We start from the raw sequence: 14181 nt of genomic DNA on the forward strand, positions 1-14181 counted from the left end.
GTGTCAAGGACCGCGCCCCCGCACCCCCTCGTCCGTATTGCCGGAATTATTGGCCGTAAGGTCGACGCTGCGTACACAGCAGTTTCGGGAAGACAATGAGGCCATGGCACGCGGCAAGCTTCGGATCTACCTCGGTGCGGCACCGGGCGTCGGCAAGACGTACGCCATGCTCTCCGAGGCCCACCGCCGCATCGAGCGCGGCACCGACTGCGTGGTCGCCTTCGTGGAGCACCACGACCGGCCGCGCACCGAGGTGATGCTGCACGGCCTGGAACAGGTGACCCGCAGGGACCTGGAGTACCGCGGCACCGTGTTCACCGAGATGGACGTCGACGCCGTCCTGGAGCGCGCCCCCGCGGTCGCCCTCGTCGACGAACTCGCCCACACCAACGTCCCCGGCTCCCGCAACGCCAAGCGCTGGCAGGACGTCGAGGAACTCCTCGCCGCCGGCATCGACGTCGTCTCCACCGTCAACATCCAGCACCTGGAGTCGCTCGGCGACGTCGTCGAGTCGATCACCGGCGTGCGGCAGAAGGAGACGGTGCCGGACGAGGTGGTGCGCCGCGCCGACCAGATCGAACTGGTCGACATGTCGCCCCAGGCGCTGCGCCGCCGCATGGCGCACGGCAACATCTACAAGTCCGACCGCATCGACGCGTCCCTCTCCAACTACTTCCGGCCCGGCAACCTCACGGCCCTGCGCGAGCTCGCGCTGCTCTGGGTCGCCGACCGCGTCGACGAGTACCTCCAGCAGTACCGCGGCGAGCACAACATCCGCTCCACCTGGCAGGCCCGCGAACGCATCGTCGTCGGCCTGACCGGCGGCCCCGAGGGCCGCACCCTGATCCGCCGCGCGTCCCGCATGGCCGCCAAGGGCTCCGGCAGCGAGATCCTCGCCGTCTACATCGCCCGCAGTGACGGCCTGACCGGCGCGTCCCCCAAGGAACTCGCCGTCCAGCGCACCCTCGTCGAAGACCTCGGCGGCACCTTCCACCACGTCATAGGCGACGACATACCGGCCGCCCTCCTCGACTTCGCCCGTGGCGTCAACGCCACCCAGATCGTCCTCGGCTCCTCGCGCCGCAAGACCTGGCAGTACGTCTTCGGGCCCGGCGTCGGCGCGACCGTCGCCCGCGACTCGGGACCCGACCTGGACGTGCACATCGTCACGCACGGCGAGGTCGCCAAGGGACGCGGCCTGCCCGTCGCCCGCGGCGCCCGCCTCGGCAGGTCCCGCGTCATCTGGGGCTGGCTCGTCGGCGTCGCCGGGCCCACGCTCCTGACGCTGCTGCTCACCCACGTCGACGCGGACCTCGGCCTCGCCAACGACATGCTGCTGTTCCTGACCCTCACGGTCGCCGCCGCCCTGGTCGGCGGCCTGATCCCGGCGCTCGCGTCGGCGGCCGTCGGCTCACTGCTCCTCAACTACTACTTCACGCCGCCGCTCCACCTGTGGACGGTCTCCAACAACAAGAACATCGTGGCCATCGCCGTGTTCGTCGGCGTCGCCGTGTCCGTGGCGTCCGTCGTGGACCTCGCGGCCCGCCGCACCCACCAGGCCGCCCGGCTGCGCGCCGAGGCCGAGATACTCTCCTTCCTCGCCGGCAGCGTGCTGCGCGGCGAGACCAGCCTGGAAGCCCTCCTCGAACGCGTCCGCGAGACCTTCGCGATGGAGTCCGTCGCCCTCCTGGAACGCGCCGGCGACACCGACCCCTGGACCTGCGCGGGCAGCGTCGGCGACGGACGCCCGCTGGAACGCCCCGAGGACGCCGACGTGGACATGCCCGTCGGCGACCACATGGCGCTCGCCCTCTCGGGGCGGGTCCTGCCCGCCGAGGACCGCCGCGTCCTCGCCGCGTTCGCCGCGCAGGCCGCCGTCGTCCTGGACCGCCAGCGCCTGCAGTCCGAGGCCGACCAGGCCCGCACCCTCGCCGAGGGCAACCGCATCCGCACCGCCCTGCTCGCCGCCGTCAGCCACGACCTGCGCACCCCGCTCGCGGGCATCAAGGCCGCCGTGTCCTCCCTGCGCTCCGACGACGTCGAGTGGTCCGACGAGGACGAGGCGGAACTCCTCGAAGGCATCGAGGCGGGCGCCGACCGCCTGGAACACCTCGTCGGCAATCTCCTCGACATGTCCCGGCTGCAGACCGGCACCGTCACCCCGCTGATCCGCGAGGTCGACCTCGACGAGGTCGTCCCCATGGCGCTCGGCGGCGTCCCCGACGGCAGCGCGGAACTGGACATCCCGGAGACGCTGCCCATGGTCGCCGTCGACAAGGGCCTCCTGGAGCGGGCGGTCGCCAACATCGTCGAGAACGCCGTGAAGTACGCCCCCGACGAAACGCCCGTCAAGGTCTCCGCGAGCGCCCTCGGCGAGCGCGTCGAGATCCGCGTCGTCGACCGGGGGCCCGGCGTGCCCGACAGCGCCAAAGACCGCATCTTCGCGCCCTTCCAGCGCTACGGTGACGCTCCGCGAGGTGCCGGCGTGGGCCTCGGTCTCGCCGTCGCCCGCGGCTTCGTCGAGGCCATGGGCGGCACGCTCGCCGCCGAGGACACCCCCGGCGGCGGCCTCACCATGGTCCTCACCCTGCGGGCGGCTGCCGGACGTCCGCCGGTACGCCCCGAGCTGTCGTCCCAGGTCACCTCATGATCCGGAACCAGGCGGCCCCTCCTCAGAACCAGCAGTCCGAAAGGCAGGTACGCATGACCCGGGTGCTCGTGGTCGACGACGAGCCGCAGATCGTACGCGCCCTCGTGATCAACCTGAAGGCGCGCAAGTACGACGTGGACTCGGCCCCCGACGGCGCCACCGCGCTGCAGGTCGCCGCGGCCCGCCACCCCGACGTGATCGTGCTCGACCTCGGTCTGCCCGACATGGACGGTGTGGAGGTCATCAAGGGCCTGCGCGGCTGGACGCGCGTCCCCATCCTGGTCCTCTCCGCCCGGCACAGCTCGGACGAGAAGGTCGAGGCGCTCGACGCGGGCGCCGACGACTACGTGACCAAGCCCTTCGGCATGGACGAGCTCCTCGCCCGGCTGCGCGCCGCGGTGCGCAGGGCGGAGCCCACCGGGACGGGCGACGACGACGCGATGGTCGACACAGGCGACTTCTCCGTCGACCTGGCCGCGAAGAAGGTCAACCGCGGTGGCCGCGACGTACGCCTCACTCCCACGGAGTGGCACCTCCTGGAGGTGCTCGTACGCAACACCGGCCGCCTGGTCAGCCAGAAGCAGCTGCTCCAGGAGGTCTGGGGGCCCTCCTACGGGACGGAGACGAACTACCTGCGCGTCTACATGGCCCAGCTGCGCCGCAAGCTGGAGACGGACCCCGCGCACCCGCGGCACTTCATCACCGAGCCGGGAATGGGATACCGGTTCGAGAAGTGATCCGAAGTGATCCGAAGTGGTCCTCGCGGAAGGTGACCGGATCGAGCGCTTCGACGGAGGCCGCAGCGGGTACTGAGCGGAGACAGGCACAGATGAGCGCACCCCTTTCCGCTGTGTCGGCGCCCCCCGGTACGCTTCCTGTATGAGTGCTGTTTCTGGTTCCGACAAGCCGGCGGGCCGTTTCCGGCGCATGCTCGACCGGCTCTCCTCCTCCCAGGAGGATCTGGAGTCGGAGGAGCTGCGGGAGGACGCCGAGACAGCGGGCTGCGTCCGCATCGGCGACTGCCGTGACCGCCAGATAGTCACCGTTACTGGTACCTTGCGCACGGTCACTCTGCGGCCACGCGCCGGGGTTCCCGCCCTGGAGGCGGAGCTGTTCGACGGTTCGGCGGCGCTGGACGTGGTGTGGCTCGGCAGGCGCTCCATCGTGGGAATCGAACCGGGGCGCAGACTGATCGCATCCGGCCGGATCTCGGAGAGCCGGGGCCGCCGGGTCCTCTTCAACCCGAAGTATGAACTCAGACCCCTCGGACGGGAGTAGCCGGTGACGTCCCTCGACAAGCCGACGGAGCACGGGAACGCGCCGACGGACCACGGGAACGGGGGGCAGGACGCGGACTCCCGGGCCGTGACCGAGGCAGCGCTCTTCGAAGCCTTCGGCGGCGTGCGGGGCATGGTGGAGACCGTCCTTCCCGGGCTCCTCTTCGTGACCATCTTCACGATCAACAAGGACCTGCACATGTCGGCCATCGCGGCCCTCGCGGTGTCCTTGGTGCTCGTGGCGGTCCGCCTGGTCATGAAGGACACCGTCAAGCACGCCTTCAGCGGTGTGTTCGGGGTCGCCTTCGGCGTGGTCTTCGCGATGATGACCGGCAACGCCAAGGACTTCTACCTGCCGGGCATGCTCTACACCCTCGGCCTCGCCCTCGCGTACATGATCACGACCATCGCGGGCGTCCCGCTGATCGGCCTCATCCTGGGCCCGGTCTTCAAGGAGAACCTCTCCTGGCGCACCCGCAACCCGGGCCGCAAGAAGGCGTACGCGAAGGCCAGCTGGGCCTGGGGACTGATCCTGCTCGCCAAGTGCGCGATCCTCTTCCCGCTGTACTGGTGGGCGGACACCACGCAGTTCGGCTGGGTCCTCATCGCCCTGAAGATCCCCCCGTTCCTCCTCGCCGTCTACTTGACCTGGGTCTTCCTGGCCAAGGCCCCGCCGCCGATCGACGTCTTCGCGGAGATGGAAGCGGCGGAGAAGGCCGAGGAGCAGCGCAAGGCGGAACGCGAGCGGGAACGCCGAGAGGCGTGACGGAGCGCCCCGAAGGGGCCGCTCCAGGGGCGCGGGGAACTGCGCGCCCAGCCACGGCGGCGCCGTAGCCGAACAAAGACGAGGGGGGCACCCGGAACGTTCCGGGTGCCCCCCTCGTCATACGGTTCGCCGGGGCGGCCTCAGCCCTCCGCCTCAGCCCACCGCATCCGAACGCCGCACCGAAAGCAGATCCTCCAGCTGCTCCTCGCGAGCCTGCGCCGCGACGAAGAGAAGCTCGTCCCCCGCTTCGAGGGAGTCGTCCGCGGTCGGCGCGAGGACGCGCGTACCGCGGATGATTGTGACCAGCGACGTGTCCTCGGGCCACTGCACGTCGCCGACCTGCGTGCCCGCGAGGGCGGACTCGGGCGGCAGCGTCAGCTCGACGAGGTTCGCGTCGCCGTGGCTGAAGCGGAGCAGCCGGACGAGGTCACCGACGCTCACCGCCTCCTCGACGAGCGCGGACATCAGGCGCGGCGTGGAGACCGCGACGTCGACACCCCAGGACTCGTTGAAGAGCCACTCGTTCTTCGGGTTGTTGACGCGGGCGACGACCCGCGGGACGCCGTACTCCGTCTTGGCGAGCAGCGAGACGACGAGGTTGACCTTGTCGTCGCCGGTCGCGGCGATCACGACGTTGCAGCGCTGCAGCGCGGCCTCGTCGAGCGAGGTGATCTCGCAGGCGTCGGCGAGCAGCCACTCGGCCTGCGGGACACGCTCGACCGAGATGGCCGTCGGCGCCTTGTCGACGAGAAGGACCTCGTGGCCGTTCTCCAGGAGCTCACCGGCGATGGAACGTCCCACCGCGCCGGCTCCGGCAATGGCGACCCTCATCAGTGACCGCCCTCCTCGGGGCCTTCGGCGAACGCCGCTTCGACCTTGTCGACCTGGTCGGTGCGCATCATGACGTGCACCAGATCGCCTTCCTGCAGGACCGTCTGCGAGGTCGGCAGGACCGCCTCGCCCAGCCGGGTGAGGAAGGCGACGCGTACACCTGTCTCCTCCTGGAGCTGGCTGATCTTGTGTCCGATCCACGCGGGCGACGCGTGCACCTCGGCGAGCTGCACCCCACCGGTGGGGTCGCGCCACAGCGGCTCGGCGCCGGACGGCAGCAGCCTGCGCAGCATCTGGTCGGCGGTCCAGCGGACCGTGGCGACCGTGGGGATGCCGAGGCGCTGGTAGACCTCGGCGCGGCGCGGGTCGTAGATGCGGGCCGCGACGTTCTCGATGCCGAACATCTCGCGGGCCACGCGGGCGGCGATGATGTTCGAGTTGTCGCCGCTGGAGACGGCGGCGAAGGCGCCCGCCTCCTCGATGCCGGCCTCGCGCAGGGTGTCCTGGTCGAAGCCGACGCCGGTCACGCGGCGGCCGCCGAACCCGGCGCCGAGACGGCGGAAAGCCGTGGGGTCCTGGTCGACGACGGCGACCGTGTGCCCCTGTTGTTCCAGGTTCTGGGCGAGAGCGGAGCCGACTCTCCCGCAGCCCATGATGACGATGTGCACCTGTCCTTTACCCCGCACTCCTGGTCATCCCGCTGACCTGCGAAAACATCCTGCTCACTCTTTTCTGTCACTGTGCCGGCAACCACGGGGCAACAGCGTGCGGCGTTGCCAGGAGACGAGCTTAAGCCGCAACGGGTCCCGCGCACTCACTCAGGGAGACGCGAGGAGGCCCGGCGGAGGTGAGAGCTCAGTCCACGCTCCGCAGCAGGGTCTCCACGTTCTGCAGGCGGTGGCCGAGTTCGACGAGCTGGAGGCGGGTCGACTCCTGCTCGGACCTGGCGCGCTCGACGGCCTCGCGGTACTCGTGCATGGCCTCGGCGTACTGCCGGTCGCGCTCGCGGTTGCGCTGCGTCTGGAAGTACGCGACGGCGACGATCGCGCCGGCGAGTATCAGGAAGAAGGCGACCGGAATGATCACGTCGTCCATTAAGACCCCTCTGGTGATGGCTGGCCGGCCTCGTCCGACGCATCCTGCCGGACGGCCGCGAGGATCGTATCCACGTTCAACCGCACGTCGAACGGCGCCAGTTCGAAGTACTTGAGCGCCTTGCCGTCATCGGAGAGTTCCAGGCGGCCGACGACGAGACCGGCCTTCTCCAGGCGTTCGAGGTGCATGTAGAGCAGGGGGCGGGAGACGCCGAGCCGCCGGGCCAGTTCGCTGACGTACAGCTGTCCCGCGGCGAGCTCGGTGATGATCCGGATCCGCTGGGCGTGGCCGACGGCGGAGAGGAAGGCGAGCAGCTCTTCGCTGTCCATGGTCCGCCTTCGCGCTGGTCCCGAAACCCGTCAAACCTGTCAGCCAAGGCTTACGCATGGCGGGATCCACTGTCAATTCCCTCGAAACGGGCTCCGGTGCGTGCGGGCATGACAGTTGACGGCTCGCTCCTTCACCTGTCAGTCTCGACTTACACATGAAGCGTCAAGGTGCGTCCATGGTGCACGCGCATCGCAGGTGCATCACAGGTGCATCGAGGCGCATCGACAGGGGTGGGGGAAGGCATGAGAAAGCGATCGGTCACGGTGCGCGTGGCCCGGTGGAGCGCGCTGCATCCGGGGCGGGCGGTCATCGGCTGGCTGGTGTTCGTGGTGCTGTGTCTGGGGGGCGGGATCGTCGCGGGCATGAACAGCGCGACGGCGGAGGACTTCCGCGTCGGCGAGGCGGGGCGGGCCGAGGCGCTGGCGACCGAGGGCGGCATCCCGCTGCGGTCCACGGAACACGTGCTGATCCGTGACGCGTCGGGCTCGATCGGCGAGCCGGGTCCGCTGGACAGGGCGGCCGCCGACGCCGCGGTGAAGGACATCACCGCGCGGATGAAGTCCCTGCCCGAGGTCGCCGCGGTGAAGGCGCCCGTGGCCTCCGCCGACGGACGCGTCCTGCGGATCCCGGTCGAGCTGACCGGGACCGAGCAGGACGACCAGAAGAGGGTGCCACCGCTCCAGGAGCAGACGGCCGAGGCCGCGAAGGCCCACCCGGGCCTCGCCATCGAGGAGACCGGCGACGCCTCCGTGAGCAAGGGCGTCGACGACCAGCGCGACAAGGACCTGAAGTTCTCCGAGGCGATCACGCTGCCCATCACGCTGATCACGCTGGCCGTGGTCTTCGGCTCGGTCGTCATGGTCGGCGTACCGCTGCTGCTCGCCATCACCTCCATCATGGCGACGATGGGCCTGGCGATGGTGGCGTCGCACCTGCTGCCCGACACGGGTGTCGGGATGAGCATGATCCTGCTCATCGGCATGGCGGTCGGCGTCGACTACACACTCTTCTACCTCAAGCGGGAGCGGGAGGAGCGGGCCCGCGCGGGCGGCCGGCTCACCTCGGAGGCGCTGGTCGAGGCCGCCGCTGCGACGGCGGGACGCGCGATCGTCGTCTCCGGGCTCGCGGTGATCGTCTCCACCACCGCCCTCTACCTGGCCCGCGACGTCATCTTCGACTCGCTCGCGACCGGCACCATCCTGGTCGTCGCCGTGGCGATGGTCAGCTCGGTGACGGTGCTGCCCGCGCTCCTGGTCCAGCTCGGCCGCCGGGCGGAGCGGCGCGCGGCGAAGCGCGTGGCACGGGGGAAGCCGGTCCGGACGCGCGGCGCGTACGGCGAGAAGAAGCCGGGCCGCGCCTGGAACCTCCTGCTGGCCCCGGCCCGCAAGCGCCCCGCGCTCACGCTCGGTCTCTCGGTCCTCGTGATGCTGGGGCTCGCGCTCCCCGCGCTGGACATGAACCTCAAGAACCCGGCGCGGGACAGCTTCTCGCGCGAGATCCCGGCGATGCGGGGGTACGACAGGCTGCTCGAGGCCTTCCCGGAGCAGCGGGTGCGACATGTGGTCGTGGTACGGGCGGAGGCCTCGCAGGCCGGTGCCGTACGGGAGGCGCTGGGGGCGCTGGAGCGCAGGGCGGAGGCGGACCCGCTCTTCGCACGCGCCGGGGGCGGGAGCGGCGGGGCTGGCGGGGGCTCCTCGGACTCCTCCGGTGGTCCGCACCTCCGCTTCTCGGAGGACCGGAGGACCACGACACTGGAACTCAACGTTCCGCACCCCACGTACTCGAAGAAGGCTGAAGACTCACTCGACCACCTCCGCCAGACCTATCTGCCCGCGACCGTCGGCGAGCTGCCCGGAGTGGAGACGGCCGTCACCGGCGAGGTGCCGCGCGGCGTCGACTACGTGGGACACCAGAACGACAAGCTGCCGCTTGTCCTCGGCTTCCTCCTCCTGATGACCTTCGTGACGACGGTCTTCGCGTTCCGCTCGGTCGTCCTCGGACTGCTCGGCGTCGTCCTCAACCTGCTCTCCGTCGGCTCCGCGCTCGGCGTGCTCGTCCTCGTCTTCCAGGGCGACTGGGCCGAGGAACTGCTCTCCTTCGTCTCGCTCGGCGGCATCTCGTCGCGCGTACCGCTCTTCCTCTTCGTGATCCTCTTCGGCCTCTCGATGGACTACCAGGTCTTCGTCGTCAGCCGGATCCGCGAAGCGGCCCTGAACGGCGTGCCCACGCGGAAGGCCGTCATCGACGGCATCACGTCGTCCGCCAAGGTCGTCACCAGCGCCGCGATCGTCATGGTCACCGTCTTCGCGAGCTTCGTGATGCTGCACATCCTGGAGATGAAGCAGATGGGCCTCGTCCTCGCGGTGGCCGTCCTGCTCGACGCGTTCGTGATCCGCGTCATGATCCTGCCGGCCGCGCTGCTCCTGCTCGGACGCGCGACGTGGTGGCCGTCGGGGGCGATACGGCGGGCGGAGGCGCGGGTGGCGGAGGCGAGGGCGGCGGAGGCGCGCGGCGGACACGCGGACCGGGCACGAGTCCCTGAGCCCCCGTCCGAGCGCCCCGGAGCGCACTCCGCGGCGCATCCCGCCCATCCGGAGGGGCGCAGGATCGCACAAGGCAGATAAGCGGAGCAGTTGGGGGTGGTGGGTGGGCGCGCCCCCATTCGAACGCTTACGATCCTCTCCGTGTCCAAACTGACCGACGTGCCCAAACGCATCCTCATCGGGCGCGCACTGCGCAGTGACCGGCTCGGAGAAACGCTCCTGCCGAAGCGCATCGCACTCCCCGTCTTCGCGTCCGACCCGCTCTCGTCTGTGGCGTACGCGCCGGGAGAGGTCCTCCTGGTCCTCTCCATCGCGGGTGTGTCGGCCTACCACTTCAGCCCCTGGATCGCCGTAGCGGTCGTCGTGCTGATGTTCACCGTGGTGGCGTCCTACCGCCAGAACGTGCGCGAGTACCCGAGCGGTGGCGGCGACTACGAGGTCGCCAACACCAACCTCGGCCCGAGAGCCGGCCTCACCGTGGCGAGCGCCCTCCTCGTCGACTACGTCCTGACAGTGGCCGTGTCGATCTCGTCGGGCATCGAGAACCTCGGGTCCGCGGTGCCGTTCGTGGTCGAGCACAAGGTGCTCTGCGCGGTGGCCGTCATCGTCCTCCTCACCCTGATGAACCTGCGGGGCGTGAAGGAGTCGGGGAAGCTCTTCGCCATCCCGACGTACGTGTTCGTTGCCGGTGTCTTCATCATGATCGCGTGGGGTGCGTTCCGTAGCATCGTCCTCGGCGACACCATGAACTCGCCCACCGCCGACTACGAGATCAAGCCCGAGCACCAGGGCCTCGCGGGCTTCGCCCTCGTCTTCCTGCTCCTGCGGGCCTTCTCCTCGGGCTGTGCGGCCCTCACCGGCGTCGAGGCGATCAGCAACGGCGTCCCGGCCTTCCGCAAGCCGAAGTCGAAGAACGCGGCGACGACGCTCGCCCTCATGGGCGGCCTGGCCGTCACCATGTTCTGCGGCATCATCGGCCTCGCCATGGCGACCAACGTGCACATGGCGGAGAAGCCCGCGCACGACCTGATCCACAACGGCGTGCCCGTCGGCAGCGACTACGTCCAGAACCCCGTGATCTCCCAGGTCGCCGAGGCGGTCTTCGGCCACGGCAGCATCCTCTTCATGATCCTGGCGGCCGCCACCGCGCTGGTCCTGTTCCTCGCGGCCAACACCGCGTACAACGGCTTCCCGTTGCTCGGCTCGATCCTCGCCCAGGACCGCTACCTGCCGCGCCAGCTGCACACCCGCGGCGACCGCCTCGCGTTCTCCAACGGCATCGTGCTGCTCGCGGGCGCGGCCGCGCTCCTCGTCGTCATCTACGGCGCGGACTCGACCCGCCTCATCCAGCTCTACATCGTCGGCGTGTTCGTCTCCTTCACGCTCAGCCAGATCGGCATGGTCCGGCACTGGAACCGCCACCTGGCGAGGGAGAAGGACCAGACGAAGCGCCGCCACATGATCCGCTCGCGCGCGATCAACACGTTCGGCGCGTTCTTCACGGGTCTCGTCCTGGTGGTCGTCCTCGTCACCAAGTTCACGCACGGAGCGTGGGTCGCGCTGCTCGGCATGTGCATCTTCTACGTGACGATGACGGCGATCCGCCGCCACTACGACCGCGTGGCCGAGGAGATCGCCGCCCCGGAGACCCCGAACGACGACAGCGTGCGCCCCTCACGGGTCCACTCGATCGTCCTCGTCTCCAAGATCCACCGCCCGACGCTGCGCGCGCTGGCGTACGCGAAGCTGATGCGCTCGCACACCTTGGAGGCGCTCAGCATCAACGTCGACCCGGCGGAGACGAAGGCGCTCAAGGAGGAGTGGGAGCGCCGCGGCATCACGGTCCCCCTGAAGGTCCTCGACTCGCCGTACCGCGAGATCACCCGCCCGATCATCGAGTACGTCAAGAACCTGCGCAGGGAGAGCCCGCGCGACGTGGTCAGCGTGATCATCCCCGAGTACGTCGTGGGCCACTGGTACGAGCACCTGCTCCACAACCAGAGCGCCCTGCGCCTCAAGGGCCGCCTCCTCTTCACTCCGGGAGTCATGGTCACCTCCGTCCCCTACCAGCTGGACTCCTCCGAGGCCGCGAAGAAGCGGGCCCGCAGGCGTTCGGAGTGGAACGCGCCGGGTGCGGTGCGCAGGGGCCCGGTGGAGAAGCAGCCGAGGCGCGCGAAGGAACAGAACAAGAAGGAACCGAGCAAGAAGGCCTGACCCGCCCTCTGCCTCCGTGGCGAGCGGCCGGACGACACCCACGTAGACTGGTGGGCTGTAGTCCGGCCGTTCCCATGTCATCCCCGTACGTAGTGGAGTCACCCCGCCATGCAGGCAGAACCGAAGAAAACGCAGGCGGGGAACGCGCAGGCGGACGCCGCCGAGCCGGCCGTCTCTCTGGTCGGCAAGGAGTACGAGGTCGAGATCGGCCCCGTCGCGCACGGCGGCCACTGCATCGCCCGCACGGACGAGGGCCAGGTCCTCTTCGTACGGCACACGCTGCCCGGCGAGACCGTGATCGCCCGCGTGACGGAGGGCGAGGAGGGCGCACGCTTCCTCCGCGCGGACGCGGTCTCCGTGCTGGAGCCCTCCAAGGACCGCGTGGAGGCCCCCTGCCCCTACGCGGGCCCCGGCCGCTGCGGCGGCTGCGACTGGCAGCACGCGAAGCCGGGCGCGCAGCGCCGCCTCAAGGGCGAGGTCATCGCCGAACAGCTCCAGCGCCTCGCCGGGCTCACCCCCGAGGAGGCGGGCTGGGACGGCACGGTCATGCCGGCGGAGGGCGACAAGCTCCCGGCAGGCGAGGTCCCGTCGTGGCGCACGCGCGTGCAGTACGCGGTGGACGCGGACGGCAACGCGGGCCTGCGCCGCCACCGCTCCCACGAGGTCGAGCCGATCGAGCACTGCATGATCGCGGCGGACGGCGTCTCCGAGCTCGGCATCGAGCAGCGCGACTGGTCGGGCATGGCGTCGATCGAGGCGATCGCGGCGTCGGGCTCTCAGGACCGCCAGGTGATCCTGGCCCCGAAGCCGGGCGCGCGCCTGCCGATCGTCGAACTGGACAAGCCGGTGTCGGTGATGCGGGTCGGCGAGAAGGACGGCGGTATCCACCGGGTCCACGGCCGCCCCTTCGTCCGCGAACGCGCCGACGGCCGCACGTACCGGGTGGGCAGCGGCGGCTTCTGGCAGGTCCACCCGAAGGCGGCGGACACGCTGATGCTGGCGGTCATGCAGGGCCTCACCCCGCGCAAGGGCGACACGGCCCTGGACCTCTACTGCGGCGTGGGCCTCTTCGCAGGCGCGTTGGCCGACCGAGTCGGCGAGAAGGGTGCGGTGCTGGGCATCGAGTCCGGCAAGCGCGCGGTGGAGGACGCCCGCCACAACCTCGCGGGCTTCGACCGCGTCCGCATCGAACAGGGCAAGGTCGAGTCGGTCCTCCCGCGCACGGGCATCACGGAGGCCGACCTGATCGTCCTGGACCCGCCGCGCGCGGGCGCGGGCAAGCAGACGGTGAAGCACTTGGTGGGGCTGGGCGCGCGACGTATCGCGTATGTGGCCTGCGATCCGGCTGCGCTGGCGCGGGACCTCGGGTACTTCCGGGAGGGCGGGTATCGGGTGCGGACGCTTCGGGCGTTTGATTTGTTTCCGATGACGCATCATGTGGAGTGCGTGGCGATCCTTGAGCCTGTTGATAAGGGCCGCTGACCTGACGTTTTCCATTTCAGGTGGTCAGCTCGACTTGTTTTCGCTCGCGGAATGCCTCGATTGAGGTTCGCTTGTACAGGACGCTCTGCGCTGCGGGTTCAAGGGTCGGCGTAGGTCTCGCAGCGACGGGGCATGCGTAATGCGAAATTTTTGACGCTCGGATAGCGGAAGCCTCGATCTCGGACCTCTCCGGCCCTGGGTCGCAGTACCGGGGCCGTCGGCGCGGGCAAGGATTCCGGCTCGGGGGACTGCACCTCGCCAGCGGCGGAGCGTGCTGCTACCTCGTCGCACGTACATCGGAACCGAGACCGCGGTCCGACCGGACCACGAAGGATGGCGTCATGGTCCAAGGTCTTGAAAGCTGGTATCACCTCGCCACCCAGATACCAGTCCGGTATCATTCGGGTATGGCGATGACACTCCGGCTCCCCGAAGACCTTGACGCGAAGCTCACTGAGCGGGCTCGTCGGGAGGGGCGCAGCAAGCAGGAACTTGCCATCGAGGCCATCAGTGACGCTCAGCACCGGGCCGAGCTGAAGGTTGATGATGTCCTGGTCGAGCTGATGGGCAGCGATGCAGGGATCCTGGACTACCTGAAGTGACCCAAGTGCGCTACATCCAGATCGACGAGATGCTGGCCATCGCTCGCACGGTCAACGATACCGAGCACAGTGTGCGTGACATGGGACTTTTGGTGTCAGCGATCGAACGGCCCCGGACGAACGTGTTCGGGGCCGAGCTGTATCCCACGCTGCACGAGAAGGCGGCGGCACTGCTGCACTCCGTCGCTCGCAATCATGCGCTGATCGACGGCAACAAGCGCACCGCCTGGCTTGCCATGCGTGTCTTCCTGCGGTTCAACGGCGTCAGCGCCAGTACCGCCCCGCCACCCGTCTCCGTGGCCGGCCCGTTCGTTGAGGAAGTCGCGCAGGACAACATAGATGTACCGGCTATTGCCAAGTGTCTGTCGGCCTGGTTCCCCGTTTCCTGACG

The 14181-nt window shown here is 69.6% G+C and carries 13 protein-coding genes; 9 read left to right on the forward strand and 4 right to left on the reverse strand.

Annotation, left to right across the window (positions count from 1 at the left end; genetic code table 11):
* Positions 1-103: 103 nt before the first annotated feature.
* The 4 genes from DEJ47_RS29045 (at position 104) to DEJ47_RS29060 (ending at position 4693) form a co-directional block, all read left to right on the forward strand.
* Positions 104-2650, forward strand: coding sequence for a sensor histidine kinase (locus tag DEJ47_RS29045; protein WP_150173148.1), 2547 nt, complete (start codon positions 104-106; stop codon positions 2648-2650).
* A gap of 53 nt (positions 2651-2703) precedes the next feature.
* The gene (locus tag DEJ47_RS29050) at positions 2704-3387 is read left to right on the forward strand and encodes a response regulator (RefSeq protein WP_150173149.1); all 684 of its coding nucleotides are present in this window, start codon (positions 2704-2706) and stop codon (positions 3385-3387) included.
* A gap of 142 nt (positions 3388-3529) precedes the next feature.
* The gene (locus DEJ47_RS29055; protein ID WP_150173151.1) at positions 3530-3928 is read left to right on the forward strand and encodes an OB-fold nucleic acid binding domain-containing protein; all 399 of its coding nucleotides are present in this window, start codon (positions 3530-3532) and stop codon (positions 3926-3928) included.
* 3 nt (positions 3929-3931) lie between these two features.
* A complete protein-coding gene (locus DEJ47_RS29060) occupies positions 3932-4693 on the forward strand; it encodes a DUF3159 domain-containing protein (RefSeq protein ID WP_150173153.1) in 762 nt (253 codons plus the stop codon).
* 153 nt (positions 4694-4846) lie between these two features.
* Here DEJ47_RS29060 and DEJ47_RS29065 read toward each other — a convergent pair whose 3' ends face one another.
* The 4 genes from DEJ47_RS29065 to DEJ47_RS29080 form a co-directional block, all read right to left on the reverse strand.
* Positions 4847-5524 (reverse strand): potassium channel family protein, encoded by a 678-nt coding sequence (locus DEJ47_RS29065; protein WP_150173156.1) that lies wholly within the window; start codon positions 5522-5524, stop codon positions 4847-4849.
* Complete coding sequence (locus DEJ47_RS29070) at positions 5524-6192, reverse strand: potassium channel family protein (RefSeq protein ID WP_150173158.1); 669 nt, start codon at positions 6190-6192, stop codon at positions 5524-5526. The genes DEJ47_RS29065 and DEJ47_RS29070 overlap by 1 nt, the downstream gene beginning before the upstream one ends.
* Positions 6193-6379: 187 nt before the next feature.
* Entirely contained in the window at positions 6380-6619 is a 240-nt protein-coding gene (locus tag DEJ47_RS29075; protein ID WP_150173160.1) for a hypothetical protein, read from the reverse strand.
* Entirely contained in the window at positions 6619-6948 is a 330-nt protein-coding gene (locus DEJ47_RS29080; RefSeq protein WP_150173162.1) for an ArsR/SmtB family transcription factor, read from the reverse strand. The genes DEJ47_RS29075 and DEJ47_RS29080 overlap by 1 nt, the downstream gene beginning before the upstream one ends.
* A 243-nt stretch (positions 6949-7191) precedes the next feature.
* On the opposite strand from DEJ47_RS29080, the gene DEJ47_RS29085 reads away from it, so the two are divergent.
* The 5 genes from DEJ47_RS29085 (at position 7192) to DEJ47_RS29105 (ending at position 14179) form a co-directional block, all read left to right on the forward strand.
* The gene (locus DEJ47_RS29085; RefSeq protein ID WP_150173164.1) at positions 7192-9573 is read left to right on the forward strand and encodes an MMPL family transporter; all 2382 of its coding nucleotides are present in this window, start codon (positions 7192-7194) and stop codon (positions 9571-9573) included.
* Between the two features lie 60 nt (positions 9574-9633).
* On the forward strand, positions 9634-11706 hold the full coding sequence (locus DEJ47_RS29090) for an APC family permease (RefSeq protein WP_150173166.1): 2073 nt from the start codon (positions 9634-9636) through the stop codon (positions 11704-11706).
* A 108-nt stretch (positions 11707-11814) separates the two neighbouring features.
* Positions 11815-13188, forward strand: coding sequence for a class I SAM-dependent RNA methyltransferase (locus DEJ47_RS29095; RefSeq protein WP_150173168.1), 1374 nt, complete (start codon positions 11815-11817; stop codon positions 13186-13188).
* Positions 13189-13595: 407 nt separating this feature from the next.
* A complete protein-coding gene (locus tag DEJ47_RS29100) occupies positions 13596-13790 on the forward strand; it encodes a ribbon-helix-helix protein, CopG family (protein WP_150173171.1) in 195 nt (64 codons plus the stop codon).
* Positions 13787-14179 (forward strand): type II toxin-antitoxin system death-on-curing family toxin, encoded by a 393-nt coding sequence (locus DEJ47_RS29105; RefSeq protein WP_150173173.1) that lies wholly within the window; start codon positions 13787-13789, stop codon positions 14177-14179. Before DEJ47_RS29100 ends, DEJ47_RS29105 begins: the two co-directional genes overlap by 4 nt.
* The last annotated feature ends 2 nt before the right edge of the window (positions 14180-14181 follow it).

The sequence above is a fragment of the Streptomyces venezuelae genome (assembly GCF_008642355.1).
Classification (GTDB): domain Bacteria; phylum Actinomycetota; class Actinomycetes; order Streptomycetales; family Streptomycetaceae; genus Streptomyces; species Streptomyces venezuelae_B.

Bases quoted from the DNA above. Each gene is read 5' to 3' on its own strand.
- DEJ47_RS29050 (WP_150173149.1), top strand. From the start codon at position 2,704: ATGACCCGGGTGCTCGTGGTCGACGACGAGCCGCAGATCGTACGCGCC.
- DEJ47_RS29100 (WP_150173171.1), top strand. From the start codon at position 13,596: ATGGCGATGACACTCCGGCTCCCCGAAGACCTTGACGCGAAGCTCACT.
- DEJ47_RS29045 (WP_150173148.1), top strand. From the start codon at position 104: ATGGCACGCGGCAAGCTTCGGATCTACCTCGGTGCGGCACCGGGCGTC.
- DEJ47_RS29085 (WP_150173164.1), top strand. From the start codon at position 7,192: ATGAGAAAGCGATCGGTCACGGTGCGCGTGGCCCGGTGGAGCGCGCTG.
- DEJ47_RS29075 (WP_150173160.1), bottom strand. From the start codon at position 6,619: ATGGACGACGTGATCATTCCGGTCGCCTTCTTCCTGATACTCGCCGGC.
- DEJ47_RS29095 (WP_150173168.1), top strand. From the start codon at position 11,815: ATGCAGGCAGAACCGAAGAAAACGCAGGCGGGGAACGCGCAGGCGGAC.
- DEJ47_RS29080 (WP_150173162.1), bottom strand. From the start codon at position 6,948: ATGGACAGCGAAGAGCTGCTCGCCTTCCTCTCCGCCGTCGGCCACGCC.
- DEJ47_RS29055 (WP_150173151.1), top strand. From the start codon at position 3,530: ATGAGTGCTGTTTCTGGTTCCGACAAGCCGGCGGGCCGTTTCCGGCGC.
- DEJ47_RS29065 (WP_150173156.1), bottom strand. From the start codon at position 5,524: ATGAGGGTCGCCATTGCCGGAGCCGGCGCGGTGGGACGTTCCATCGCC.